Source organism: Candidatus Pelagibacter sp. HIMB1483 (genome assembly GCF_052048135.1).
Taxonomy (GTDB): Bacteria; Pseudomonadota; Alphaproteobacteria; order Pelagibacterales; family Pelagibacteraceae; genus Pelagibacter.
The window spans coordinates 131,048-153,258 of record NZ_JBNAIM010000002.1 but is presented as its reverse complement, the minus strand read 5'-3'; the positions used below and the strand labels follow the sequence as shown (position 1 = coordinate 153,258).

33 protein-coding genes are annotated in these 22,211 nt (G+C 28.1%); 12 read left to right on the top strand and 21 right to left on the bottom strand.

All coding sequences use genetic code 11. The features are described from left to right. Nucleotides 1–6: 6 nt before the first annotated feature. The 7 genes from ACTTAV_RS01500 to hspQ form a co-directional block, all read right to left on the bottom strand. The gene (locus ACTTAV_RS01500) at nucleotides 7–372 is read right to left on the bottom strand and encodes a cytochrome c-type biogenesis protein (protein WP_440669722.1); all 366 of its coding nucleotides are present in this window, start codon (nucleotides 370–372) and stop codon (nucleotides 7–9) included. Beyond that, entirely contained in the window at nucleotides 369–887 is a 519-nt protein-coding gene (locus ACTTAV_RS01495; protein WP_440669721.1) for a DsbE family thiol:disulfide interchange protein, read from the bottom strand. Before ACTTAV_RS01495 ends, ACTTAV_RS01500 begins: the two co-directional genes overlap by 4 nt. After that, on the bottom strand, nucleotides 877–2,754 hold the full coding sequence (locus tag ACTTAV_RS01490) for a heme lyase CcmF/NrfE family subunit (RefSeq protein ID WP_440669720.1): 1,878 nt from the start codon (nucleotides 2,752–2,754) through the stop codon (nucleotides 877–879). The genes ACTTAV_RS01495 and ACTTAV_RS01490 overlap by 11 nt, the downstream gene beginning before the upstream one ends. A 2-nt stretch (nucleotides 2,755–2,756) precedes the next feature. Continuing rightward, nucleotides 2,757–3,176 carry a cytochrome c maturation protein CcmE gene (gene ccmE / locus ACTTAV_RS01485; RefSeq protein ID WP_440669719.1) on the bottom strand — a complete coding sequence of 140 codons (420 nt, stop codon included), beginning with the start codon at nucleotides 3,174–3,176 and terminating at the stop codon, nucleotides 2,757–2,759. Between the two features lie 10 nt (nucleotides 3,177–3,186). Next, complete coding sequence (gene ccmD, locus ACTTAV_RS01480; RefSeq protein WP_440669718.1) at nucleotides 3,187–3,414, bottom strand: heme exporter protein CcmD; 228 nt, start codon at nucleotides 3,412–3,414, stop codon at nucleotides 3,187–3,189. Next, on the bottom strand, nucleotides 3,411–4,118 hold the full coding sequence (ccmC, locus tag ACTTAV_RS01475) for a heme ABC transporter permease CcmC (protein ID WP_440669717.1): 708 nt from the start codon (nucleotides 4,116–4,118) through the stop codon (nucleotides 3,411–3,413). The genes ccmD and ccmC overlap by 4 nt, the downstream gene beginning before the upstream one ends. Nucleotides 4,119–4,287: 169 nt before the next feature. Further along, nucleotides 4,288–4,608 (bottom strand): heat shock protein HspQ, encoded by a 321-nt coding sequence (hspQ, locus tag ACTTAV_RS01470; RefSeq protein ID WP_440669716.1) that lies wholly within the window; start codon nucleotides 4,606–4,608, stop codon nucleotides 4,288–4,290. Between the two features lie 87 nt (nucleotides 4,609–4,695). Here hspQ and ACTTAV_RS01465 point away from each other — a divergent pair, with 87 nt between their 5' ends. Together ACTTAV_RS01465 and ACTTAV_RS01460 are read left to right on the top strand one after the other, a co-directional pair. Beyond that, nucleotides 4,696–5,247 carry a septation protein A gene (locus tag ACTTAV_RS01465; RefSeq protein ID WP_440669715.1) on the top strand — a complete coding sequence of 184 codons (552 nt, stop codon included), beginning with the start codon at nucleotides 4,696–4,698 and terminating at the stop codon, nucleotides 5,245–5,247. Next, nucleotides 5,240–5,587, top strand: a complete 348-nt coding sequence (locus tag ACTTAV_RS01460; protein ID WP_440669714.1) for a DUF2794 domain-containing protein — start codon at nucleotides 5,240–5,242, stop codon at nucleotides 5,585–5,587. Before ACTTAV_RS01465 ends, ACTTAV_RS01460 begins: the two co-directional genes overlap by 8 nt. A gap of 2 nt (nucleotides 5,588–5,589) precedes the next feature. Here the strand turns inward: ACTTAV_RS01460 and ACTTAV_RS01455 are convergent, their stop codons facing one another. Then, a complete protein-coding gene (locus tag ACTTAV_RS01455; RefSeq protein ID WP_440669712.1) occupies nucleotides 5,590–6,351 on the bottom strand; it encodes a Bax inhibitor-1/YccA family protein in 762 nt (253 codons plus the stop codon). Between the two features lie 80 nt (nucleotides 6,352–6,431). On the opposite strand from ACTTAV_RS01455, the gene ACTTAV_RS01450 reads away from it, so the two are divergent. Genes ACTTAV_RS01450 through ACTTAV_RS01425 form a run of 6 tightly spaced genes read left to right on the top strand, consistent with a single transcriptional unit; the run spans nucleotide 6,432 to nucleotide 11,201 of the window. After that, complete coding sequence (locus ACTTAV_RS01450) at nucleotides 6,432–7,469, top strand: aldo/keto reductase (protein ID WP_440669711.1); 1,038 nt, start codon at nucleotides 6,432–6,434, stop codon at nucleotides 7,467–7,469. Then, nucleotides 7,460–7,972 carry an invasion associated locus B family protein gene (locus ACTTAV_RS01445; RefSeq protein WP_440669709.1) on the top strand — a complete coding sequence of 171 codons (513 nt, stop codon included), beginning with the start codon at nucleotides 7,460–7,462 and terminating at the stop codon, nucleotides 7,970–7,972. Before ACTTAV_RS01450 ends, ACTTAV_RS01445 begins: the two co-directional genes overlap by 10 nt. 2 nt (nucleotides 7,973–7,974) lie before the next feature. Next, entirely contained in the window at nucleotides 7,975–9,162 is a 1,188-nt protein-coding gene (locus ACTTAV_RS01440; RefSeq protein ID WP_440669708.1) for an argininosuccinate synthase, read from the top strand. A 60-nt stretch (nucleotides 9,163–9,222) separates the two neighbouring features. After that, on the top strand, nucleotides 9,223–9,675 hold the full coding sequence (locus ACTTAV_RS01435) for a UbiA family prenyltransferase (RefSeq protein ID WP_075519600.1): 453 nt from the start codon (nucleotides 9,223–9,225) through the stop codon (nucleotides 9,673–9,675). Further along, complete coding sequence (locus ACTTAV_RS01430) at nucleotides 9,675–10,055, top strand: phosphate-starvation-inducible PsiE family protein (RefSeq protein WP_440669707.1); 381 nt, start codon at nucleotides 9,675–9,677, stop codon at nucleotides 10,053–10,055. Before ACTTAV_RS01435 ends, ACTTAV_RS01430 begins: the two co-directional genes overlap by 1 nt. 6 nt (nucleotides 10,056–10,061) lie before the next feature. After that, nucleotides 10,062–11,201 (top strand): FAD-binding domain-containing protein, encoded by a 1,140-nt coding sequence (locus tag ACTTAV_RS01425; protein ID WP_440669705.1) that lies wholly within the window; start codon nucleotides 10,062–10,064, stop codon nucleotides 11,199–11,201. Here ACTTAV_RS01425 and ACTTAV_RS01420 read toward each other — a convergent pair. Genes ACTTAV_RS01420 through ACTTAV_RS01395 form a run of 6 tightly spaced genes read right to left on the bottom strand, consistent with a single transcriptional unit; the run spans nucleotide 11,198 to nucleotide 14,452 of the window. Beyond that, the gene (locus ACTTAV_RS01420; protein WP_075519603.1) at nucleotides 11,198–11,419 is read right to left on the bottom strand and encodes a hypothetical protein; all 222 of its coding nucleotides are present in this window, start codon (nucleotides 11,417–11,419) and stop codon (nucleotides 11,198–11,200) included. The genes ACTTAV_RS01425 and ACTTAV_RS01420 overlap by 4 nt on opposite strands. Before the next feature lie 14 nt (nucleotides 11,420–11,433). Next, nucleotides 11,434–11,775, bottom strand: a complete 342-nt coding sequence (locus ACTTAV_RS01415) for a heavy-metal-associated domain-containing protein (RefSeq protein WP_440669702.1) — start codon at nucleotides 11,773–11,775, stop codon at nucleotides 11,434–11,436. After that, entirely contained in the window at nucleotides 11,772–12,491 is a 720-nt protein-coding gene (locus ACTTAV_RS01410) for a type 1 glutamine amidotransferase (RefSeq protein WP_440669701.1), read from the bottom strand. Before ACTTAV_RS01410 ends, ACTTAV_RS01415 begins: the two co-directional genes overlap by 4 nt. Nucleotides 12,492–12,496: 5 nt before the next feature. Beyond that, nucleotides 12,497–12,625: a DUF2256 domain-containing protein gene (locus tag ACTTAV_RS01405; protein WP_440669700.1), complete on the bottom strand. Its 129-nt coding sequence runs from the start codon at nucleotides 12,623–12,625 to the stop codon at nucleotides 12,497–12,499. Nucleotide 12,626: 1 nt separating this feature from the next. Beyond that, a complete protein-coding gene (locus ACTTAV_RS01400) occupies nucleotides 12,627–12,956 on the bottom strand; it encodes a hypothetical protein (RefSeq protein WP_440669699.1) in 330 nt (109 codons plus the stop codon). Between the two features lie 5 nt (nucleotides 12,957–12,961). Next, nucleotides 12,962–14,452, bottom strand: a complete 1,491-nt coding sequence (locus ACTTAV_RS01395) for a cryptochrome/photolyase family protein (RefSeq protein WP_440669698.1) — start codon at nucleotides 14,450–14,452, stop codon at nucleotides 12,962–12,964. Between the two features lie 27 nt (nucleotides 14,453–14,479). On the opposite strand from ACTTAV_RS01395, the gene ACTTAV_RS01390 reads away from it, so the two are divergent. Then, entirely contained in the window at nucleotides 14,480–15,190 is a 711-nt protein-coding gene (locus ACTTAV_RS01390) for an SDR family NAD(P)-dependent oxidoreductase (protein ID WP_440669697.1), read from the top strand. Next, complete coding sequence (locus ACTTAV_RS01385) at nucleotides 15,165–16,259, top strand: PQQ-dependent sugar dehydrogenase (RefSeq protein ID WP_440671017.1); 1,095 nt, start codon at nucleotides 15,165–15,167, stop codon at nucleotides 16,257–16,259. The genes ACTTAV_RS01390 and ACTTAV_RS01385 overlap by 26 nt, the downstream gene beginning before the upstream one ends. A gap of 7 nt (nucleotides 16,260–16,266) precedes the next feature. Here the strand turns inward: ACTTAV_RS01385 and ACTTAV_RS01380 are convergent, their stop codons facing one another. From ACTTAV_RS01380 to hemC, 7 genes are all read right to left on the bottom strand, one after another. Beyond that, nucleotides 16,267–16,527, bottom strand: a complete 261-nt coding sequence (locus ACTTAV_RS01380) for an SHOCT domain-containing protein (protein ID WP_440669696.1) — start codon at nucleotides 16,525–16,527, stop codon at nucleotides 16,267–16,269. A gap of 3 nt (nucleotides 16,528–16,530) precedes the next feature. Further along, the gene (locus ACTTAV_RS01375) at nucleotides 16,531–16,734 is read right to left on the bottom strand and encodes a hypothetical protein (RefSeq protein ID WP_440669695.1); all 204 of its coding nucleotides are present in this window, start codon (nucleotides 16,732–16,734) and stop codon (nucleotides 16,531–16,533) included. Between the two features lie 79 nt (nucleotides 16,735–16,813). Beyond that, entirely contained in the window at nucleotides 16,814–17,659 is an 846-nt protein-coding gene (locus tag ACTTAV_RS01370) for a bifunctional 5,10-methylenetetrahydrofolate dehydrogenase/5,10-methenyltetrahydrofolate cyclohydrolase (RefSeq protein ID WP_440669694.1), read from the bottom strand. 5 nt (nucleotides 17,660–17,664) lie between these two features. Next, nucleotides 17,665–17,955, bottom strand: a complete 291-nt coding sequence (locus ACTTAV_RS01365; RefSeq protein WP_440669693.1) for a YggT family protein — start codon at nucleotides 17,953–17,955, stop codon at nucleotides 17,665–17,667. Then, nucleotides 17,952–19,037, bottom strand: coding sequence for a mechanosensitive ion channel family protein (locus ACTTAV_RS01360; RefSeq protein ID WP_440669692.1), 1,086 nt, complete (start codon nucleotides 19,035–19,037; stop codon nucleotides 17,952–17,954). The genes ACTTAV_RS01365 and ACTTAV_RS01360 overlap by 4 nt, the downstream gene beginning before the upstream one ends. Before the next feature lie 2 nt (nucleotides 19,038–19,039). After that, nucleotides 19,040–19,738, bottom strand: coding sequence for a uroporphyrinogen-III synthase (locus ACTTAV_RS01355; protein WP_440669691.1), 699 nt, complete (start codon nucleotides 19,736–19,738; stop codon nucleotides 19,040–19,042). Between the two features lies 1 nt (nucleotide 19,739). Further along, nucleotides 19,740–20,657: a hydroxymethylbilane synthase gene (hemC, locus tag ACTTAV_RS01350; protein WP_440669689.1), complete on the bottom strand. Its 918-nt coding sequence runs from the start codon at nucleotides 20,655–20,657 to the stop codon at nucleotides 19,740–19,742. Between the two features lie 56 nt (nucleotides 20,658–20,713). Between hemC and tsaD the strand changes: the two genes are divergently transcribed. After that, nucleotides 20,714–21,787, top strand: coding sequence for a tRNA (adenosine(37)-N6)-threonylcarbamoyltransferase complex transferase subunit TsaD (tsaD, locus tag ACTTAV_RS01345; RefSeq protein ID WP_440669688.1), 1,074 nt, complete (start codon nucleotides 20,714–20,716; stop codon nucleotides 21,785–21,787). Beyond that, nucleotides 21,784–22,203, top strand: a complete 420-nt coding sequence (locus ACTTAV_RS01340; RefSeq protein WP_440669687.1) for an EVE domain-containing protein — start codon at nucleotides 21,784–21,786, stop codon at nucleotides 22,201–22,203. Before tsaD ends, ACTTAV_RS01340 begins: the two co-directional genes overlap by 4 nt. Nucleotides 22,204–22,211 lie beyond the last annotated feature (8 nt).

The window sequence follows — 22,211 nt, the reverse complement described above, 5'->3', positions numbered from 1 at the left end:
AAAAAATTATTTTTTTTTAAATATAGATAATTTAAATATAATTGCACCACCTAATAAGAATATCAAAATTGGCAATAACCAAAGGAAATAGGTGTTTTTATTAAATTCTGGATCATATAAAATCCATTCACCATATTTATCTTTTAAAAAATCGTAAATTTGTTTTTCATTGAGACCTTGATCCAATTTTTTATTCACTAATATTTTTAGACTATTTGCAAATTCAGAGTCTGAGTCGTAAACTGATTGTCCTTGACAAATTAAACATCTCAAGTTTTTTGTAATTTTAGCACTTTTATTTTCAGTTTGAGAATATACAAAACTAGAACTAAATAAAAAAAAACAAATAATTAAAAATTTTAAAATTCTCATTTAATTATATCTTTTATTTCAAATAATGATTTTTGACTTATTGGTCCAATAATTTTTTTTATAATCTTATTATCATAAATCAAAAAAGACTCAGGTACACCATAAGCACCTAATTCAATTGATATTGTTCCATCTTGGTCTGAATAAATCGAATTATACGGATTATTTAATTCATCTAAAAAATTTTTAGCATTTTCATATTTATCTTTGTAATTAAGTCCAATTAATTGAATATTTTTTTCTTTGCTAAGTTCCACTAAATACTTGTGTTCTTCTCTACAAGGGACACACCAAGAGGCCCAAATATTCAATAAATAGAATTTATTGGACTCAAAAATTTGATTTGAATCTATTAGATTATCTGAAGCAAATTTTTTAACTTCAAATATAGGAATTTTTTTTTCAATATTATTTTCTGGTACATAGATATTAGAATTTTGTAACCCTTTGTAAAAAATGAAAAAAACAGTTATAAAAATAACAAACCAAATTATTGGAAAAATTTTACTTTTCATACTTCCTTTGAACAAAACCTAATAAACCACTTAAGCTTAACATTATTGTAGAAAGCCAAATCCAAAACATAAAAGGTTTAAATTGGTATCTAATATTAAAATAATCTTCATTCTGAACATAGTTCATAGTCATAAATTTATCATAAAATAAATTAATTTTTATATCAGCTTCACTGGTAATTATATTTGGTTGATTGTAAATTCTTAGCTCTGGTTGCATTACGTCAATATCTTTACCTAATTCCTCTATAATAAATTTTCCAATAATAGATTTAAAATTATTTTTATTTTTTTGCTCTATACTTTCAAAAGTTATTTTAAATTTCTCTGTTTCAAAAGTTTCATTAACTTTTAGATTGGTAATTAATTCAGAGGAAAATATATTGTTAAATAAAATACTAAGTATTAATAAACTGAAACTAAAATGTGCAAAGTTTTGAGAAAAATTTCTTATTTTTTTCCTAAAAAATTCCCTCAGTGAAATAAAGAATAAAAAAAATGCTGATGTAATTAAAATAGTATTTATAAGAAAATTTATCTTTAGGTCTTTAATTATAATCATTGATAAAATTAAAGAAATTATGAAAAATGAAAGTAGATAAAATTTATCTTCTATATTTGATTTTATCCATTTTAGTTTTGGCCCAATAGCCATAGCAATTAGAAAAGGAACTAAAAAAGGGATTATTAACTTGTTATAAAATGGTGGGCCAACAGAAATTTTTTCTGAAGATATCACTTCTAAAAAAATTGGATAAGTGGTTCCCACTAAAACTACAGATAAAAAATACATCATAAACCAATTATTAATTAAAATTGATGTTTCTTTACTTAAACCAAAAAAGTTTTTTGTATTTTTAGTTTCTTTTTTATAAAAAATTAAAAAAACAAAAAAAGATAAAAAAATTAAAATAAATAAAAAAATTAAAATAAATAATCCTCTTTCTGGATCATTTGCAAAAGTGTGAACAGAATTTAAGATCCCTGATCGCACTAAAAATGTACCACACATACTTAAAGCAAAAGTGGTTATTGACAATATTACAACCCAAGAAGTAAGAATTAATCTTTTTTCTAAAACTAATATACAATGTAATAATGTAGTCAGTGCAAGCCAAGGCATTAAAGATACGTTTTCAACGGGATCCCAAAACCAAAATCCTCCCCATCCTAATTCATAATACGCCCAAACTGAGCCAAGCAAAATTCCTAAAGTTAAAAAAATCCAAGCAACTAAAATCCACTTTTTAATATGTGAGGCCCATATTTGTGAAATATAATTTGAACAAATAGCGGCAAGAGCAGAAGAAAATATTATAGATGTACCAACATAACCTAAATATAAAATTGGTGGATGAATTGCTAATAAAGGGTCTTGTAAAATTGGATTTAAACCTAATCCTTCTTGAGGCACTGGAAAGATATAATTAAATGGATTTGAAGTTTTTAATAAAAAAACAAAAAAACCAAAAATAATAATTTGCTGGAATAATAATGTTAAAATTCTATATTTTTTTGGTTGATCTTTAGATTTGATCAAAAATAAAAATAAAAATAGTGTTAATACTAACAGCCAAAGTAAAAGACTGCCCTCATGATTTCCCCAAGTGCCAGATATTTTATAAAAAAGTGGTTTAGTTGTATGTGAATGGTTAAAAACAGTTTCATTACTGAAATCAGAGTTAACAAATGAAAAAATTAATCCAAAAAAACTAATTGTGACTAATAAGAGTTGTAAAAAAACTAAATTAATAATTTTGGTATCTAGTTCTTGCGTATCATTTAAGTTTTTAATAGAAAAAAAATATATAAAAAAAGATAAACAAATTCCAAAAATTAAAGAATAATATCCAATTAAACTGGGCAAATTTATTTCTCCTCTAATGCAGCTTTTACTTCAGGCGGCATATAATTTTCATCATGTTTTGCTAAAATTTTTGTAGCTGAAAAAAAACTTTTATCTTTTAAATATCCCTCTGCCACAACACCTTTACCCTCTGTAAATAGATTTGGAACTACCCCAGAATACACTACATTAATTTCATTTTTAAAATCTGTAATTATAAAATTTAATTTTTTATCAACAATATTAATTGAATTTTTTTTGACCATACCACCAATTCTAATTTTACTCTTGCTTAATTCTGGTAATATTTGAATATCCGTTGGTGATTTAAAAAAAACCACATTTTCCTCTAGAGATTTTAAAATTAAAAATACTGATAATGCTAAGGTTACTAAAATTAATAAAATGTAAAAAAATCTTAATTTAACTTTACGACCATACATGGTTTAAAAGTTAGATATTTGACGAGTTAGATAAAATTTCTTTATTAATACTTTGATTTCTTGCAGAAGCTGCTCTTTCAGAGTTTAAGTTTCCAAATTTTGCTATAAACTTGTTTTTTTCTTTAACGTATTGAGTCTTAACAACAAGATACAAAGATAAAAAACTTAAAAAAGTAAAAAGAAATGAAGACCAAACATACAGCCCATAGCCATTCATTGTTAATAATTCATTTATCATAATCTATCTAAACCTTTATTTTTTATCTTTATCAGTTCTGTATTATATTTCATTAAAAAAATAAGCAATGAAAAAAGAGCAAATGCCGCAGTCATAATCAATAAGGGAAACAGCATAGAAGAATGAATTGATGATTTTGAAAAAATATTAATTGATGCTGGCTGATGAAGTGTATTCCACCAATCTACTGAATATTTAATGATGGGCACATTAATTATTCCTAAAATTGTTATAATGGTACTTACTTTAAAAATTTTTTCTTTATCCTCATGAATTCTCCAAGAAATTAAATACATTCCATAAAATAAAGCTAATATAAGCATTGAAGTTATCCTAGCATCCCATGCCCACCATGTGCCCCATGTTGGTTTACCCCAAATTGAACCAGTAACTAAAGCGACTATATTAAAAACAAAACCAGAGGGTGCTAAACTTTTTGCAATTAGAAAAAAATTTTTAGACTTTGTAATATAACCTAAGATTGACAATAAAGTAATTGCTGAAAAAATCCCAAGTGTAATCCATGCAGCGGGAACATGAACATACATAATTCTTACTGAGTGACTTTGTTTGTAATCCTCAGGAGACAAAATTAATGCCTCAGTTAATCCAACTGATAAAACAATTATAAATAAAAATAAAACGTATTTTGGAGCTTTTGAAGTAATTGAAAAAATCTTATTTGGTTGAAAAAGTTTAAGCATAAATATTTAGTTTTTTTTAGAATATTTATTATGAAAAGATAATCTGATCAAGAATGCAGAGGGAGATAATAACGAAGGGTATAATTAACACTCTTGATCAGAATTAACTAAATATATCAATCTCCTGTGACCAACGTTTGAACTAAATGTGTTTAAAAAGTGATTTTCTTTAATTTGAAGGCTTAAAATAAGCAGAGCCTTTTTTCCCTGAAAAAATCTCCTCAATAAGAGGGTGCTTAATTGGCTCATCTGAATCATCCACTAATAAATTTTGTTCTGAAACATAAGCTTCATAAGTAATTTCATCGTTTTCAGCTAATAAATGGTAAAACGGTTGATCTTTTCTTGGCCTAACGTTTTTAGGGATAGATTGATACCACTCTTCAGAATTATTAAATTCAAAATCAACATCATAAATTACACCTCTAAATTCGAAATGTTTATGCTTTACGATATCGCCAATTGAAAACTTAGCTTTTTGAATTGCCATATACTTAGTATGGGTATTTCAAAACAAAAATCAATAACAAAAATTTAGAGTTTCTTTGAAAATATTATTTATGTTAATATCTTTTAAGTGAATAAATCTTTTTTAAAGTTTCTTACTGATTTTGGGCCTTTAGTAATTTTTTTTTACTACTATTACGATAGTGGAAAAGACTTAAAAGTTGCAATTCCTCCATTTATAATTGCGACAATTCTAGCATTAGGGATTGTTTGGTTTTTAGAAAAAAAAATACCAAAAGTTCCTTTATTGAGTGGTGTGTTAATTACTTTTTTTGGAGGTTTAACAATTTATTTTAATAATCCAGTTTTTATTTATATCAAACCAACAATAATAAATGTTATGTTTGGTCTTGCTCTAATATTTGGAAGATATTTCACAAGTGAACCAGTTTTAAAAAAACTAATGGGCAAATCAATTTCTTTAACTAATGAGGGTTGGGAAATATTAAATAAAAGATGGATATATTTCTTTTTTGGATTAGCAATTTTAAATGAACTTGTTTGGAGAACACAATCTGAAGAGTTTTGGGTAAATTTTAAAGTTTGGGGATTATTGCCAATAACTTTTATTTTCACAGCTTTTCAAATAGGATTAATTAATAAATATAAAACTAATGAATAATAACTTACGTCTTGTAGTAAATAATACTGATATTAAAAGACTAGAAGATAACCATTTTTTTGAAAAGGATGAGTTAAAAATTATATTAGATCTTTATGCAAAAATGGTTTCGGAGGGATCTTGGAAAGATTATGGACTTAGCATTTCAAGTAAACAGGTTGGCTTTAGTGTTTTTAAAAATGCAGCCGAAAATGCAATTTATAAAATTTGTAAAAATTTCAAACCAAAGAATAAAAATCTCAAATATTTAATTACAGATACTAACGGAAAAATATTGAAGAATTCGTCTGAATTAAACTCATTATTAAAAAATACTAACTGGAAAAAACTTCAGAAATAAAATTATCTTCTTTGACCAAAAAGTCTTAAAAGCATAATAAAAAGATTAATAAAATCTAAATAAAGAGTTAAAGCGCCCATCACAGCTTTTTTACCCAACAATTCACCTGAATCTGAAGCTACGTACATATTTTTAATTTTTTGAGTATCGTAAGCAGTCAAACCAACGAATATTAAAACTCCTAAAATTGAAATAACAAAATACATCATAGAAGATTTCATAAAAATATTAACTATTGAAGCTATGATGATCCCTATTAATCCCATCATTAAAAAAGATCCTAATTTTGTTAAATCTCTTTTAGTTGTATATCCATAAATACTCATCGCCCCAAAAGTTGCTGACGTTATAAAAAACACTCTTGTCACACTCATTCCAGTGTAAACTAGTAAAATTGAGGATAAAGATAATCCCATTAGAGCTGCAAACACCCAAAAGGTTGTTTGTGCTTTTGATGCACTCATTTTACTAATGCCAAAACTCATATAAAAAACAATTCCAAGTGGCGCTAACATTACAAGCCATTTCAATCCAGATAGATAAATTGCATTGCCCATTTGAGTAAGACCCACAATTGATCCGGAAGCATCTGTAACAACAGACATTTTAAAAGTTAATAATGCAATTATTCCAGTAAGCAAAACCCCTGTTGCCATGTAGTTGTAAACTTTGAGCATATAAGCTCTTAAACCCTCATCGGTTACAGCTGTTTCTTGAGCTGCTGCTCTTGCTCTTGCTAGTATGCCTTTTTTATCAAATTCCATATGAATAAGATATATAGTCTTTTACTAATTATTCAAGATGCCTTAAAAGATTGTTAAAATAAATAATACAAAAAACCTTAATGAATTACAAAAAATTAGGAAATACTGATCTTGATGTAAGTACAATTTGTCTCGGTACTATGACTTGGGGTGAACAAAATACTGAAGCAGAGGGGTTTGAACAAATGGATTTTGCTTTAGATCAAGGTGTAAATTTTTGGGATACTGCAGAAATTTACTCCGTTCCACCAAAAGAAGAAACTTTTGGTAATACTGAAGAAATTATAGGTAATTGGTTTGAAAAAACAAAAAAAAGAGACAAAGTAATTCTTGCTTCAAAAGTTTGTGGACCAATGAGAGAATATGTGAGAGGTGGTGGAAATCAATTTGGTAAAAAAAATATTACTGAAGCTTTAGAAGGAAGCTTAAAAAGATTAAAGACTGATTACATAGATTTGTATCAACTTCACTGGCCTGAGAGAAAAGCAAATTTTTTTGGCAAATTGGGTTATGAGCACACTGATGATGGTGAATGGACAAAATTTGAAGATGTTTTAGAAAATCTAAAAAAATTTATTGAAGAAGGAAAAATAAGATATGTTGGATTATCAAATGAAACTCCATGGGGTTTATCTAAGTTTTTAGAAATATCTAAAGAAAAAAATCTTCCAAGAATGCTGTCAGTTCAAAATCCATATAACCTATTAAATAGATCTTATGAAATTGGTCTTGCAGAAATGTCAGTAAGAGAACAAGCGGGACTTCTTGCTTATTCTCCTCTAGCTTGTGGATATTTATCAGGGAAATACAGAAACAATCAATTACCGAAGGGTTCAAGAATTGAGCGTGATGGCGATTTTTGGACCAGATATAATAAACCAAACTCAGGTAAAGCAGTTGATGCTTATTATGAAATAGCAAAAAAATATAAATTAGATTTAGCACAAATGTGTTTAAAGTTTTTAGAAATTCAACCTTTTGTAACCTCAGTTATAATTGGAGCTACGACAATGGAGCAGTTGAAAACCAATATAGAAAGTGTAAATATAAATTTGACAAAAGAAATTATAAACGAAATTAATGAAATACAAAAAATCTATCCAAATCCATGTCCATAATTAAAAAAATCATATTTTTATCATTTGTTGTGTTGGCAGTTTTTGCCTCAAAAACATTTGCAGATGATTTAAAAAAAATAGGCAAATATAAGGATTGGGAAGTAATGGTTATGTCAGAACAATCTGGAAAAGTATGTTTTGCTCAGTCAATACCAGTTTTACAGGCACCCAAATCAAATAAAAGAGATGCAAGATTATTTGTAACATTTAGACCGGGTGAAAAAATTTCTAACGAAATAAGCGCAACTGGAGGGTATGAATTTAACAAAAATAATACCGTTTTAGCAACTTCAGGAAATAATAAATTTAAATTTGATATTAAACAACAAGGCTTTGCTTGGATGACAAGCAATAAAAAAGAAAACATAATGGTTAAAGTTATGAAAAAAGGATCAAGAATTATGGTTAGTGGCTATAATGAAAAAGGATCTCAAACTATAGATCATTATTCTCTACTTGGATTTACAAAAGCATATAATACTGCGAAAAAAGCCTGCAGTTAAAAATGAAATCAAAAAAAAGAATTGTTTTAGCTTATTCGGGAGGGTTAGATACATCTATAATTTTAAAATGGCTTCAAGAAAATTATAATGCTGAAGTCATTTGCTATACAGCAGACATAGGTCAAGAAATAGATCGAAAAAAAATTATATCGAATGCAAAAAAATTTGGGGTTAAAAATATAATCATTAATGACCTAAAAGATATATTTGTAAAAGATTATGTTTACCCAATGATAAGGGGACATGCCATTTATGAAGGTGTGTATTTATTAGGAACTTCAATTGCAAGACCTTTAATAGCAAAAGATCAAATTAAAGTTGCAAAAAAATATAAAGCATACGCAGTCTCTCATGGATCAACTGGTAAAGGAAATGATCAAGTAAGATTTGAGCTTGGATATCATTATTTTAGCCCAAAAATAAAAATTATCGCCCCCTGGAGAATTTGGAAATTGAAATCTAGAACAGATTTAATTAATTATGCAAAAAGATATGGCATCCCAATTCCCAAGGACAAAAAAGGTGCACCACCTTTTTCTGTAGATGATAATTTATTTCATACTTCAACAGAGGGAAAAATTTTAGAAAATCCAAAAAATTCAGCTCCAGAATTTATTTTTCAAAGAACTATTTCACCTGAAAAAGCTCCGAATAAACCAACCTTTGTTACTATAAGTTTTAAAAATGGAGATCCAATTGGAGTTAATGGAAAAAAATTAAGACCTTCAAAACTGCTTGAAAAATTAAATCAATTAGCTGGAAAGAATGCAATTGGAAGAGTTGATCTTGTTGAAAATAGATTTTTGGGAATTAAATCGAGAGGAGTTTATGAAACTCCAGGCGGAACATTGTTAATTCATGCACATAGAGCAATTGAGTCTGTTACTTTGGACAAAGAAACAATGCATAAAAAAGATAATATTATGTCTAGATATGCAGAGCTAATTTACAATGGCTATTGGTACTCAAAGGAAAGGTTCAAACTTCAAAAGATTGTAGATCTCAAAAAAAACAAAGTTAATGGATCAGTTAAACTTAAACTTTATAAAGGCAACATAACTATTCAATCTAGAATTACTAATAGTAGTGCTTATTCTATGAAGAAAGTTTCTTTTGAAGAAAATAAATCTTTTAATAAGTCAAATGTTGAGAAATTTATAAACTTTCATAAAAAAAAGTTAAGAAACTAACAATTATTTACGGACAATTTAGGCATTGTTAATCTTGAAAAAAAACTTAGTTTAGTTCATATGGATGGTTTAAAAAAATGGATGCAAGAGTCAGCTAATATACTATTTGATGATAGTAAAAATGACCTTAGATCTTTGCCTAAAGCAGTAAGATTACAAATATTGTTAGTATTAAGTTTTATTTGGACAACTGTATTCAGTTTATACGTTTTTTCTTATACAACTTTTGCTTTTGGATGGGCTGGAACATATATAGCTCATGTAGGACTAATATTTGCAGTGTATATGACATTTAAGCAATTTCATAAAGCAGAGGAAAAATCGAGTAGTGTTTTTGAAACAAAAAATTTTGATCCATTTAAAATTATGGTTATTGTTTTTGTAATTGTTTTTATCTTCGTTTTTTCGAAAGGTATTGAGGTTTTAACAAATACTAACTCTTATTCGATACCTTATGATGGACCATCAAAATCAGTATTTGAAAAATGGTTACCATTTAGTAAAGATAAGTAATGGAAAAAATAGCAAAAAATTTACAACTCGTACTAATGGTTATCATTTTGATAAGCACAGTAATCGCCGTTGGAATTGAAATAAGTAAAATGTTTCAAAATCGATCTGTAACTTTAGCTGACTTGCTATTGATGTTTCTATATTTAGAAGTGCTTGCTATGGTAAGAGTTTTTTGGCATCAACAATCAATTAGTATTACTTTGCCATTGTTAATTGCAATTACTGCACTAGCACGATTTATCATTCTTCAAGGTAAAGAAATGGATCCAGCAGCATTAGTTTATGAAGCTGTTGCGATCGTTCTTATTGCTGGAGCTATTGTAATCTTAAGATTAAGACACAGTGATAAATTAGGTCTAAAGAAAAAAAAATCAAAATAATTTAAAATGAATTTTGAAGCTTCAAGGGCTAAGGCCTTAGACAAATTAAATTATTTTATAGAAAATAATCTTTCAGAATATTCTAAGTTAAGAAATTTTGATTTTGGACCAGAGAATAGATCCAATATTTCATGTTTATCTCCTTATATTACTCATGGAATTATAAATGAGGAAGAAGTGATTAAAAAATCACTTGGTAAGTTTTCCTTTTCAAAAAATGAGAAATTTATTCAAGAAATTTTGTGGCGTACATATTGGAAAGGTTGGTTAGAATTAAGACCAGATGTTTGGTCAGACTATTTAATAGAATTAAATAAAATTAGAGAAGATTTCAAAAACAATCAGAATTATATGAATGCTGTTGAAGGTAAAACAAATATTGAATGCTTTAATGCTTGGGTAAATGAGCTTAAAGAAAACAACTATTTACATAATCATACAAGAATGTGGTTTGCTAGTATTTGGATTTTTACCTTAGAATTACCTTGGCAATTGGGTGCAGAATTTTTTATGCAATATCTTTATGATGGAGATGCTGCATCAAATACTCTTGGCTGGAGATGGGTTGCTGGAGTTCAAACTCAGGGGAAACATTATTTAGCAAGCGAATGGAATATCAAAAAATTCACCAATAATAGGTTTAATAATATTAAATTAAATGAAAATGCTCCTCCAAAAGTTTCTGAAAAAACTTATTCGATTAATAAACAAGATTTTAACAATCCACAAAATATAGTGGATAAAAATCTTTTAATCTTTGAGAACAATCTCGCTTTTGAAATAACTGATTTTCAGAATAATAAATTTAAAAAAATTTATTTAATTTCTAATAAAAATGATAATCGATCTATCGAACTTAGTGAAAAAGTAGTGAAATTTAAATCCCTTTTGATTGAAGACCAAGAACAAAGATTAAAAGCTAAGTCTTTTGATTGTGAAGTAATAAATATAAGTGAAATTAAAAAAATTGAAAATTGCTATGCTTTATATCCAACAGTGGGTGAAAACTTGGACTATTTAAATTCAAATAATATAAAGATAGATTTTTTATATAGAAAACTTGATCAGTATTCTTGGCAATATTGCAATAAAGGTTTTTTTAATTTTAAAAGTTATATTCCTAAAATTATTTCAACTTTTAATTAAAACCACCTAAACATCCCAATAATACCAGCTGTAGCATAAAAGAATTGTAAAAATAATATTCCTCTATGACCGCCCCTATAAGCCCAAATTCCAATTAATATTGCAGATATAAGTAATAAACAAAAACCAAAAAACTCTATACCAATATTCATAGCTACAAATAATGAATACAATATTGCAGTAATGACCCCTGCCCATTCAAAAATTTTATTATTCATGTTGTTTGGATGTTTTAAAATTTACTCAGTAACACTAGACCACTTTTTGAGTCTTGTATTTTTTGATCAATCTTAGCAACTTTTCCTACATTAAAACCAGCATCTTCAATCACGTTTTTAAAATCTTTTTCTGTAAATGATGTACTTCCAGAAAAGTTAATGAATGCAACACCTTCCTGCCATGAAACGTTTATATCATTTTCTCCTGTAGCAGCTTTAAGTTCCTTCGTTACTTTCTTTTGACAATCTAAACAAATCATCCCATCTACCACACCAATCATAGCTACTTCACCAGATATCGCAGGTTTTTGAGAGCAAATTAGAAATGTAAATATAATTAAGATAAATTTTTTCATAAGAGTTTTTTAAAATTATTATACAAAATATTTGAATAATTATTCATGTCAATCATATTATCTTTTGCAGATTTATCAAATTTTTCTAATGCTCCATCACCTAATTGATCTTCTAAAGCTTTTTTATATTCTGGTACACATCCCCACTCGTTGACTGTTGTGTCCTTTATTTCAATATGAAATTGAATTCCATAAGCATGATTTTGATATTTGAAAATCTGATATTTGGTCACTGGTGATGAGGCTAATAAGGTAACATCTTTATTATTTTCTATTCCTTGAACCTCATACGAATGCCATTGCAAACTTTTAATCTTATCAGGAAATTTAGAAAATAAATTATCTTGATTTTTTTCTTTGGTAAAATTGATATCCAACATTCCAATCTCTGCTGGACTTGATTTAACAACCTTACCACCAACAACCTCACCTAATAACTGACAACCTAAGCAAAAACCTAAATAAGGTTTTTTTAGATCAACAACAAACTCTTTAATTCTTTTTTTTTCTTCAATTAACCAAGGATATTCTTTTTCCATATGAGTATCCATTGGACCACCCATGCAAAACATTCCATCAAATTTACTAAGATCCTCTGGTATTTTTTCACCTTCGTCTAACTCTATTGTGGTTAAATTAAATCCATCAGATAACATTAAATCTTTAATGTAGCCTGGATCCTCTATTTTAATATGTTGTAGTACAATTATATTCACTATGACTAACTTAACTTAGAACACTTCTTGGAACAATATTTTACTCTATCCCAATTAAGTTTCCATTTTTTCCGCCACGTAAATGGTCTTTTACATATAGGGCATATTTTTGTTGGTAAGTTTTCTTTTTTCAATTTAATATTCTTTAAAATTTCTATTCCAAAGATCTAAAGCTTCATCCCAGCTTGGAATTTGATCGCTTTCATAACCATATGTAGAGCCTGTTGCAATTGCTTTAAAATTTCTCATGGCTTTTGAATGCTCATTTCCATTTAAATATTTAACCATCAGCTCTCTATCTTTCCAGGCCGTTAAAGTATGCTGGTATCCTTTAAATGACTTTGTTTCACAAAATATATTTCCTTCAGCTTTTTGTGCTGCTCTAAAAGATGTAATTGCTAACAACCAAAATCTTAATTTTGAAAAAAAATTTTTTGGCTTTAAACCAGTAATAGCAATATACATAAAATTTAGTTAGTATTTTGTTTAATAAATTTATCTGCAGCTGACAAAATTAATTTTTTTCTTTCAGTTTTCATTTTATCAAAAATTCTTACCATCATAGAAAGTCTTGGATTTTTCAAAAAAAATTTTCTATTACGATCAATAAATCTCCAATATAATCCATCCATTGTATTACACCACTCGCCTTTTTTAAAATCCATCATTTTCATAAAATAACTAGATCCACATATATAAGGTTTGGTAGCAAATATTCCACCATCACTAAACAATCCCATCCCATAAACATTAGGTACCATTACCCAATCAGAAGAATCTACGAACATCTCCATGAACCATTTGTAAACAAGAGTTGGTTTTATTTCACATAGATTCATTATGTTGGATAAAATCATTAATCTTTCGATATGATGAGACCATCCATAGTTTAAGGCATTCTTAATTGCATAATCGAGTGGAGGCAATCCAGTTGTGCCCTCATACCAAGATTTTTTCATTTTTCTATTTTGTTTGAAGAAATTTACAGTTTCCATTTCGTTTGAATAACTTTGATAAATTCCTCTCATAAACTCTCTCCAACCAATTACCTGACGTATATAACCTTCTAGTGAATTTAATCTTATCTTTTTACTTTTGTGGAATTCTAAAACTTTTTTAATAATAAATTCTGGAGTGATCAAACCTAAGTTAATGTATGGACTTAATGCACTATGAAATAAAATATTATCTTTTTGATCAACAGCATCTTCATAATCTCCAAATAAATTTGATTTCTCTTTGATAAAAAAATTTAAAAGTTTGATGACATCATTATATTCAGTAGCAAACCAAAAATTTCCAGTTTTGCCTGGATGATCTTTGAATAATTTTTCAATAATTGGTTTTAACTTTTTAGTATGATTAGTTTCATTTATTTTTGGAAATTTTGGAATTGAAATATTTTTTGGTAATTTATTTCTATTATCTTCATCAAAGCTCCATTTACCTCCAATCGGGTTTCCATCCGAACCCATTAATATCCCTGATTTTTTTCTGACATCTTTATAAAAGGTTGCCATAAAAGGTTTTTTTGATTTGGATAGATATTGTTTAAATTCATCTCTTGAATTTAAAAACATTGGAGTTTGAATAATATTCCATTTTATTTTTTCCTTTTTAAGAAATTGATTTATTTTTTTTTCAAAAAACTTATCTTCAACTTCAAAACTGGAAATTTCTTTTATTTTTTTTGAGCTAATTACTTTTTTTAATTTTTTTAAATAATCATCCTTGAATTCTTTATCCTCAATTTTTATATACTCTAATTTAAATTTATCTCTTTTAAGACTGTCTGCATGTGAACGCATTGATGATAGGAAGAGGAGTATTTTTTGTTTATGATGTTTTTCATAAGTACATAATTGGTAATCTTCAGCCATAAAAAATAGGTGGTCTTTTTTGAAGCGGTCCAAGTATTTTGATGGAAATAATTGATTACCCAGTATAAAAAATAACTTCATAGTTAAATATAACTAATAAAATTTTTTATGTCAGAAAAATATCTCATTTTTGGTGCGACAGGTTCAATCGGATCTAGCTTAGCTGAGCAATTAGTAAACTCAGGAAATTCTGTTCATTTGGTTGGAAGAAATGAAAATGAAACAAAAAGTATTTCTGAAAAAATTGGTTGTGCTTTTACTGTAGCTGATGTTTTAGAAGATGGATTTATAGAAAAGGTTAAAAATGATATTTCAGATATAAAAGGTGTTGCTTATTGTGTTGGTTCAATAGATTTAAAACCTTTAAGAATGGTAAATGAAAATGATTTTAATAAATGTATGAAATTAAATCTTTATTCAGCAGTTGAGGTTATTAAGGGTTATCAAGAAAGTTTAAAAAAAAATAAAGGTTCAGTAGTTTTATTCTCTACAGTAGCAGCACAACGAGGATTTACTAATCACGCAATAATTGCTTCAACTAAAGCTGCGGTCGAAGGATTAACTGTTTCATTAGCAGCTGAATTCGCTCCAAATATAAGAGTGAACTGTATTGCTCCAAGTTTAACTAATTCAAAGATTGCTGAACCAATGTTGAAGAATAAAGCATTAGCAGATGGAATAGCTAAAGCTCATCCCTTAAAAAGATTAGGTGAAGGAAAAGATTCAGCTTCTCTTGCAAAATTTCTCATCACAGATGACAGCTCTTGGGTTACTGGTCAGATTATTGCTGTTGATGGTGGTAGATCAAAGCTTTCTTAAAGTGAGAAAATTTTTCATTTCCATATTCTTTTTTTTAATTTCTATACATGTTTCATTTGCAGAAAATCTTAATTTTGAAAAGATTGCAGATTTAAATGACCCATGGGGCTCTACATTCATCAATAATAATGAACTTTTGATTACTGAAAAAAGTGGAAAAATTAAATTGATTGATCTTAATTCTAAAAAAATCTCTGAAGTTAATCATGATCTTAATTACCTCGAGCATAATCAAGGAGGTTTGTTAGACATTTTGTTTAAAGATACTTTTGTTTATATTTCTTATTCAGAAAATAGAGGGGATGGAAAAACTAGTACTTCTATTGCTAAAGCAAAATTTAACGACAAAAACTTAAATTTTAAAAATATTTTTCAAGCTAATCCTCCCATCAACTCTGGTTATCACTTTGGATCGAGATTAGCGATTAAAGATAATTTTTTATTTGCATCGGCTGGTGAAAGGGGTGAGGGTATGATTGCACAAGATCCAAAAAAACACCCTGGAAGTATTATTAGAATTAATATTGATGGAAGCATTCCAAAAGATAACCCAAAATTTGAAGGCAAATCTGATTGGTTACCAGAAATTTATCAAATAGGAATAAGAAATCCTCAGGGTTTAACTTTATCTCCATTTGATGGAAAAATTTATTTAAGTAACCACGGAGCAAGGGGTGGGGATTGGTTTGGTGAGGCAAAAAAAGGTGAAAATTATGGATGGAAAATTTTAGGATGGGGAGGTACAAATTATTCTGGTATTCCAATTGGTCCTAAATGGAAGCCTGGCTTTACAAAAGCGATATATTACTGGGTACCTTCAATCGCAACAAGTGCAATAACTATTTATAGAGGCAAAGAATTCAGCGAATGGAATGGACATGCTTTAATCACATCGCTTAAAGATCAATCTTTAAGAAAATTAATATTTAGTGACTTGTCAAATATTAAAGAAGATATCATTTTTAAAAATAAAATTGGAAGAATAAGAGATATACAAGTTCACCCGGTAAATGGAAAAATATATTTTCTTGCAGGAAATAGCTTATGGTTAATGGAAAAAACTTATTGAATTATAATTAATTTTCGAGAATTTTTTTTTTAGCTTTTTCAAACTCTTCTTGGGTTAAAACTCCACTTTTTAAAAGTTCATTTAGTTTATTTAATTCACTACTTAGTTGATCAGAATTACTTGTGATGCTTTCAAAGTTTTCTTCCTCATTTTTTTCAGGTCTGTTAGATACTTTCGCAGCAAAACCTTTCATAATTGCTGATCCACCTAAATAAATTACAAATGCCAAAGCTGGAAGTGCTAATGAAAAAAAAATTATCTTTTCCATAAATTAATCTTCATCCTCATTTCTCCAACCTTTTTGATACATCAAATAACCTGCTAAAATTACAGCCAATGTACCAGCTATCATCCCAAAATTAAAGCCCATCATCTTTCCGTATAGATACCATCCCAGTTGAGTTGCTCCAATTGGAATTACAGTTAATATCAGCATGATTATTGCAATTCTATATTCATAAGGTGGTTTCTTCATATTTTAAACTTATCAAAGAAAAAATTTAAATAACCAAAATTTCATAAGTTGAGACAATAATACTTAAAATTAAAAATGTTTATTTTTGGGATCTTTTAAAACAATCAATTGTATTTTTGAGTAAACAAGCAATAGTCATAGGTCCTACGCCACCAGGTACTGGTGTTAGTGCTTTCGCATTTTTAGAAACTTCATCAAATGCTACATCGCCAACAATACCTTTGTCGGTTTTATTAATACCAACGTCAATTACAATTGTATCTTTTTTAACCCAATCACCTTTAACAAGTTCAGGTATACCAACTGCAGCAACAATAATATCTGCTTCTAAACATTCTGCTTTTAAATCCTTAGTACGTGAGTGTGTGATTGTCACAGTGCAATTTTCTTTTAAAAGAAGTTGTGTCATTGGTTTACCATTTAAATTTGATCTCCCAACTACTACTGCCTTTTTACCACTTAAATTCGGTTCGATTTTTTTAATTAATAAATAACATCCTAAAGGAGTACATGGCACAGAACTTTCATAGCCTGACGACAGGTTTCCTACATTCATTGGATGAAAACCATCTACATCTTTTGAGGGATCAATTGCTTCAATAACTTTTTGCTTATCAATATGTTTTGGTAAAGGTAGCTGAACTAAAATACCAGATACTGATTCATCTTTATTCAATTCCTCTATTTTATCTAATACAACTTTTTCTTCTACACTGTCCGGATATTTTATTACTTCAGACTTAAGCCCCACTTCGTTAGCTGATTTTTCTTTATTTCTCACATAGATTTGACTTGGAGTTAAATCACCAATCAAGATTACAGTTAATCCAGGAACTTTGTTAAATTTGGTTTTTAATTCTGAAACCTCTTTTTTGAGTTCTTCTCTTAAAGATGCAGCTTCTTTTTTACCATCAATTAAAATCATAAATTTTAGAATATTATCGGTGCAATATAGAGCTTCATACACATTTCTATAAACCAAATCAATAGTAGTAAAACGATAGGGGATATATCTAGGGCACCTAAGTTTGGAAGGAAACCTCGTATTCTGCTTAGAAAAGGTTCAGTTAATCTATAAGTGAGTTCTAAAAGAGCATAAACAAATCTATTTTGCGTATTTAAAACATTAAAAGCAATTAACCAACTCACTATAACATTCGCTATTACAACATAAGAATAAAGTTTTAATATTTGTAATACTAAATAAAAAATGGCGATCATTTTTTTTCAATATAAATTGAAGAACTTGGAAACGCGAACGAAGCTTTATTATTTTCTACAATCTGTTTGATTTCGATAGCAAGTTTTTCTTTTACTGATAACCATTCGTTCCAACTACCAGATTTTGTAAAACAACGAACATACATATCTATCGAACTATCTGAAAATTTATCAACCCTTACCGCCACTCCAACACTGGTATTAAAATCTTCACTCTTATTTATATGATCTTCAATTTGATCTCTAATAGTTTTTAATTGATCTACAGTAGTGTCATATTGCAAAGTAATAATCCAACTTATCAACCAATTAGAAGTTTCACTTATGTTAACTACCGCATTTTCTGCAAACTGAAAATTAGGAATAATTGCTAAAGACTTGTCAAATTTTCTAATTGTTGTTGAGCGAAAACCAATTTTTTCAACTATGCCCTCAATGACTCCATCAACTAAAATCCAGTCACCTATTTTAAACCTTTTTTCAACAAGAACTAAAATCCCAGAAATTAAATTTTTAAATAAATCTTGTGCACCTAGTGCAACTGCTACTCCAAACAATCCCAGTCCAGCAATAATTGGGCCTATCTTAATTCCCCATAGTTCTAAAACTGCTGCAAGTCCTAATATAAATATTAATATTTTTAGTGATTTAATAATCCAACCAATTAACTCTCTTGTTAAAAGTTTGTCGAGCCCACTTAAAATATAAGAAACAGGTTCAATAATCTGATGAATAACCCAAAAAATTAAAATTGTTATTAATGTTCTGTTAATTGTATCAACAATTTCTCTACCCTCTAATGAGAATGTCATATAATAGCTTGCAATAAAAAATCCTAAAACAATAGGTAAAAATCTTGCTGGTCCAATTAATGATGAAACAAAAGTGTCATCTAATTTATTTGTCGTTCTTTTAGAAATTATTTCCAATTTTTTAATAATTAGCTTGCTGATTATTCCTCTAAAAATTAAAAAAATTAGAAAGATTCCTATTCCAATTAATATTTGGAAAATATCGACACCAAGAATTCCTTTATTCCAAACTGATAAAAATATTTCCGAAAAATTATTTAATAATTCCATAATTAAATTTTATATAACAAAAACTCCTCTTCACCAGGATTAAAAAGAAATATTTTTTTCCATTTAACATCGTTCAATATAGATGAAGTTTTTTCACCTATACACATTAAATTAGTATTCATCCAAAGGCTTTGTAATTGATTATTTTTAATGAAATTTAAAAAACTTAATGCGCTATTTTGTGAATAAACATAGACAATATCAGGCATATTTAGTCGAAGCTCTTTAATGAATTTTTCATCGAAATTTTGATTATGACTTGCTCGATAATTAATAATTCTTTTAATATCGAAGCCCTCATTTAATAAATGTCGATCTAGGTCAAATGAGATTGATTCACCACTAACATACAACATTGGTCTACCTTTAGTTTCATAGTTTTGTAAGATTAATTCTTTTAAATTTGAAACATTTCCCTCAGCAGCAATAGTTTTCTGAAAACCAATGCTTCTAGCTTTTTTTTCAGTCGCTTCTCCGACACAAAAACATGCAATATTTTTATCTAATTTTTCTAAATTTAAAAATTTTATCGCATTAGCACTGGTAAAAATTATCCCACCATAATCAAAAAAATTAATTTCTTCATAATTTATTTTTTCTATATTTAATAATGGTAGATGAGACACATTATGACCTAATGATTTAAACTTTAAAATCATTTCTGAACAATCTTCTAATGGTCTAGTAAATAAAATATGCATATTATCTTTTATATGAATTATTTGATTTAGTTTTTAAAATTTGTCCAATTTCTTTTCCAATTTGTCTATATTTGTCAGTTTTTTCAATTTTTTTTTCATAAAATCGCTCTGAGCCATCTAAAGAAAAAAGTTCTGCTTCAAGAATAATATTTTCACCTTCAATTACAGAATGTGCTCCTACAGCAGTTTCACAATCGCCTTCTAAAACTTTTAAAATATTTCTTTCAGCATGAGCTCTTTTATAGGTTTCATCATGATTAATCTTTTTTAAAAGAGAGATTATTTCTTGACTATCCTCTCTACATTGAAGTGCAATAATACCCTGGCCTGCACTTGGTATTATTTCTTCAGTTGTGAATATTTCAGATACTTCATTCTCAAGATTTAAACATTTAATTCCTGCATAAGATAAGATGATCGCATCATACATACCTTCTTTTAATTTTTTTATTCTGGTATCAACGTTCCCTCTAATAAGTTTACAATCTAAATCAGGTCTTATTTTTTTTATTTGAAACTCTCTTCTATATGAGGACGTTCCGACTATTGATTTAGTTTCTAAATCTTTTAATTTTTTATTATTTTTAGAAATTAAAATTTCTTTTGGATCATTTCTTTCTAAAAAAGTGTCTGTGATTAAGCCAGCTGTCTCAATAGCAGGTAAGTCCTTCAGAGCATGAACTGCTATATCAATATTTTTGTTTTGAAGCTCTTTTTCTATATTGCTTGAAAATAAACCTTTGCCTCCAAAATCAGACAATCTTGCATCTTTTACTTGATCACCTTCGGTAGTTATAGTTTTTATAATAACTTCAGATTCACCAAAGTCTGTATTCTGAATAATAGTGTTCTTAACATTTTGTGCATAGAGCAATGCTAATTTACTACCTCTAGATCCAATTAATATTTTTTTACTCATCAATAAATTTATTTCTTTTTTGTATTGAGATTGTACAATTATTAAAAACTATTTGAATGAGTAAAAAGCCCTTTATTTTAGGAATTGAGACTAGTTGTGACGAAACAGCTGCATCAATAATATCAATTAATGATGATGGAAGTCCAATCGTTTTATCTAATGTTGTATCCAGTCAAGTGGATGTTCATAAGGAATTTGGTGGGGTTGTACCCGAACTTGCTGCTAGATCTCACATAGAAAAGATTGATTGGATTGTAAAGAAAGCAATTCATGATAGTGGAATAAATATTAAAGAAATAGATGCTGTAGCATCAACAGCCGGACCAGGCTTAATTGTTTGTCTTTCTGTTGGTTTGAGTTTTGGAAAAGCTTTTGCCGCATCTATAAATAAACCATTTATTGCAGTAAATCATTTAGAAGGTCATGCATTAAGTCCCAAATTAAATTCAGAATTAAATTATCCATATTTACTACTACTAATTTCAGGAGGACACTCTCAATACTTAAGTGTAAAAAATTTAGGTGAATATATAAGACTTGGAACAACAATTGATGATGCTATTGGTGAGGCATTTGATAAAACTGCAAAACTTTTAGGTATTGAATTTCCTGGTGGTCCACAAATAGAAATTTTAGCAAAAAAAGGAAATCCAAATAAATATGATTTACCGAAACCAATCTTTAATAAAGGAGGATGTAATTTATCATTCGCTGGACTTAAAACAGCAATATTAAAAATCACAAAACAGATTAAAACTGAACAAGAAAAATTTGATTTAGCAGCATCTTTTCAAAAAACAGTTGTGGAAATTTTGTATAAAAAAACAAAAATAGCCTTCACTGAATTTGAAAAACAAGTGAAACCGAAAGAAAAAAAGTTTGTTGTTGCAGGTGGTGTTGCTGCAAATAAAGATATTAGAAGTATGTTAATTAAACTTTGTAAAGAAGAAAACTACGAACATATTTTCCCACCTATTGAATTGTGTGGAGATAATGCAGCAATGATAGCTATGGTTGGATTAGAAAAATTTAAGTTAAACCAATTTAATAATTTAGATTTTCCTGCAAAACCAAGATGGCCCTTAGATGAAAAAGCTGCCTTTCTAAAAGGTGCTGGTGTTAAATTATGAGTAAAAAATATTGGTTATTAAAATCTGAACCAGATGTGTGGTCTATTGACCAACAGAAAAAAGCTGGAAACAAAGGGGCCACATGGGATGGTGTAAGAAACTATCAAGCTGCAAAAAATCTAAAGGCAATGAAAAAAGGTGATCAATGTTTTTTCTATCATTCCAATATTGGTAAAGAAATAGTAGGAGTTGTTGAAGTTATTAAAGAAGCTTATCTAGATAAAACAGACCAATCTGGTCGGTTTGTTGCTGTCACTGTTAAATTTATTAGAAAACTTGATAGACCTGTTGCGCTTGAAAATATCAAGAAAAGTAAGGAATTACAACATTTATCACTCATAAAACAAAGTAGACTGTCTGTAATGTCTATTGACTCTAAAAGCTGGAAAATTTTATATAACATGAGTAAAATTTAAATATTCAT

Bases quoted from the DNA above. Each gene is read 5' to 3' on its own strand.
- ACTTAV_RS01500 (WP_440669722.1), bottom strand. From the start codon at position 372: ATGAGAATTTTAAAATTTTTAATTATTTGTTTTTTTTTATTTAGTTCT.
- ACTTAV_RS01495 (WP_440669721.1), bottom strand. From the start codon at position 887: ATGAAAAGTAAAATTTTTCCAATAATTTGGTTTGTTATTTTTATAACT.
- ccmE (WP_440669719.1), bottom strand. From the start codon at position 3,176: ATGTATGGTCGTAAAGTTAAATTAAGATTTTTTTACATTTTATTAATT.
- ccmD (WP_440669718.1), bottom strand. From the start codon at position 3,414: ATGATAAATGAATTATTAACAATGAATGGCTATGGGCTGTATGTTTGG.
- ccmC (WP_440669717.1), bottom strand. From the start codon at position 4,118: ATGCTTAAACTTTTTCAACCAAATAAGATTTTTTCAATTACTTCAAAA.
- hspQ (WP_440669716.1), bottom strand. From the start codon at position 4,608: ATGGCAATTCAAAAAGCTAAGTTTTCAATTGGCGATATCGTAAAGCAT.
- ACTTAV_RS01460 (WP_440669714.1), top strand. From the start codon at position 5,240: ATGAATAATAACTTACGTCTTGTAGTAAATAATACTGATATTAAAAGA.
- ACTTAV_RS01455 (WP_440669712.1), bottom strand. From the start codon at position 6,351: ATGGAATTTGATAAAAAAGGCATACTAGCAAGAGCAAGAGCAGCAGCT.
- ACTTAV_RS01450 (WP_440669711.1), top strand. From the start codon at position 6,432: ATGAATTACAAAAAATTAGGAAATACTGATCTTGATGTAAGTACAATT.
- ACTTAV_RS01445 (WP_440669709.1), top strand. From the start codon at position 7,460: ATGTCCATAATTAAAAAAATCATATTTTTATCATTTGTTGTGTTGGCA.
- ACTTAV_RS01440 (WP_440669708.1), top strand. From the start codon at position 7,975: ATGAAATCAAAAAAAAGAATTGTTTTAGCTTATTCGGGAGGGTTAGAT.
- ACTTAV_RS01435 (WP_075519600.1), top strand. From the start codon at position 9,223: ATGGATGGTTTAAAAAAATGGATGCAAGAGTCAGCTAATATACTATTT.
- ACTTAV_RS01430 (WP_440669707.1), top strand. From the start codon at position 9,675: ATGGAAAAAATAGCAAAAAATTTACAACTCGTACTAATGGTTATCATT.
- ACTTAV_RS01425 (WP_440669705.1), top strand. From the start codon at position 10,062: ATGAATTTTGAAGCTTCAAGGGCTAAGGCCTTAGACAAATTAAATTAT.
- ACTTAV_RS01420 (WP_075519603.1), bottom strand. From the start codon at position 11,419: ATGAATAATAAAATTTTTGAATGGGCAGGGGTCATTACTGCAATATTG.
- ACTTAV_RS01415 (WP_440669702.1), bottom strand. From the start codon at position 11,775: ATGAAAAAATTTATCTTAATTATATTTACATTTCTAATTTGCTCTCAA.
- ACTTAV_RS01400 (WP_440669699.1), bottom strand. From the start codon at position 12,956: ATGTATATTGCTATTACTGGTTTAAAGCCAAAAAATTTTTTTTCAAAA.
- ACTTAV_RS01395 (WP_440669698.1), bottom strand. From the start codon at position 14,452: ATGAAGTTATTTTTTATACTGGGTAATCAATTATTTCCATCAAAATAC.
- ACTTAV_RS01390 (WP_440669697.1), top strand. From the start codon at position 14,480: ATGTCAGAAAAATATCTCATTTTTGGTGCGACAGGTTCAATCGGATCT.
- ACTTAV_RS01385 (WP_440671017.1), top strand. From the start codon at position 15,165: ATGGTGGTAGATCAAAGCTTTCTTAAAGTGAGAAAATTTTTCATTTCC.
- ACTTAV_RS01380 (WP_440669696.1), bottom strand. From the start codon at position 16,527: ATGGAAAAGATAATTTTTTTTTCATTAGCACTTCCAGCTTTGGCATTT.
- ACTTAV_RS01375 (WP_440669695.1), bottom strand. From the start codon at position 16,734: ATGAAGAAACCACCTTATGAATATAGAATTGCAATAATCATGCTGATA.
- ACTTAV_RS01370 (WP_440669694.1), bottom strand. From the start codon at position 17,659: ATGATTTTAATTGATGGTAAAAAAGAAGCTGCATCTTTAAGAGAAGAA.
- ACTTAV_RS01365 (WP_440669693.1), bottom strand. From the start codon at position 17,955: ATGATCGCCATTTTTTATTTAGTATTACAAATATTAAAACTTTATTCT.
- ACTTAV_RS01360 (WP_440669692.1), bottom strand. From the start codon at position 19,037: ATGGAATTATTAAATAATTTTTCGGAAATATTTTTATCAGTTTGGAAT.
- ACTTAV_RS01355 (WP_440669691.1), bottom strand. From the start codon at position 19,738: ATGCATATTTTATTTACTAGACCATTAGAAGATTGTTCAGAAATGATT.
- hemC (WP_440669689.1), bottom strand. From the start codon at position 20,657: ATGAGTAAAAAAATATTAATTGGATCTAGAGGTAGTAAATTAGCATTG.
- tsaD (WP_440669688.1), top strand. From the start codon at position 20,714: ATGAGTAAAAAGCCCTTTATTTTAGGAATTGAGACTAGTTGTGACGAA.
- ACTTAV_RS01340 (WP_440669687.1), top strand. From the start codon at position 21,784: ATGAGTAAAAAATATTGGTTATTAAAATCTGAACCAGATGTGTGGTCT.